The organism is Thermoactinomyces sp. CICC 23799, from assembly GCF_016055145.1.
Taxonomy (GTDB): Bacteria; Bacillota; Bacilli; order Thermoactinomycetales; family Thermoactinomycetaceae; genus Thermoactinomyces; species Thermoactinomyces intermedius.
Map to the genome: position 1 here is coordinate 1 of NZ_JAECVV010000033.1, position 599 is coordinate 599.

The window sequence follows — 599 nt, forward strand, 5'->3', positions numbered from 1 at the left end:
TCCTGTGCATCCAGCCACAAGGAATACAAACAACAGAATGAAAACGATCCAGCTTCTTTGGATATTCACCTTTTCCACTCCTTTCTTCTCATCAAACAACCACTAAGATCATTATATAAATGCTGTCCAAGTAATTTAGCCATAAATTTAGGGATGGGCCATTTTTCTTTCGCCCATCCCCGTTTCTTTATTCTTTGATTACTGTTTTATATTGATCCAGATCGTGTTTATCTATATCTATATTTTGGATGTCATCTATAGGAATATTATAGCGATATAAGAGGTAATCACTCTCTTTGGCACCCTCTGGTGCCGTTTTTAGCTTGTCATCGTAAACAAAAACAGCTACTCCGGTCTCATTAAAATTCAACCCTTTTAGTTCTTTTAAAAAGTTTTGGATTCCCTGTTCATATTGGCCATTCTTTTCATAAACATCTAATGTTATGGTTAATGCAAAATCAGGATCCCCTCCGTTTTTCAACATTTTAAAAACAGAAGGTATGTCCCCTTTATATTTATCTTTTTCCGTTCCATTTGAATAAACAAAATGCTCAATCTTTCTCACATCAAAATACTTTTTAACTAATGTTGTTATCGTT

At 34.1% G+C, this 599-nt stretch carries 2 protein-coding genes; one reads left to right on the plus strand and one right to left on the minus strand.

Going from position 1 to position 599, the window contains the following annotated elements:
• A partial coding sequence (locus I8U21_RS15095) for a hypothetical protein (protein ID WP_232337704.1) occupies positions 1-198 on the plus strand: 198 nt, incomplete at its 5' end.
• On the opposite strand, the gene I8U21_RS14835 is transcribed toward I8U21_RS15095, so the two are convergent.
• The coding region (locus I8U21_RS14835) for a hypothetical protein (protein WP_198054204.1) at positions 188-599 on the minus strand (412 nt) is incomplete at its 5' end. The two genes, I8U21_RS15095 and I8U21_RS14835, sit on opposite strands and share 11 nt — an antisense overlap.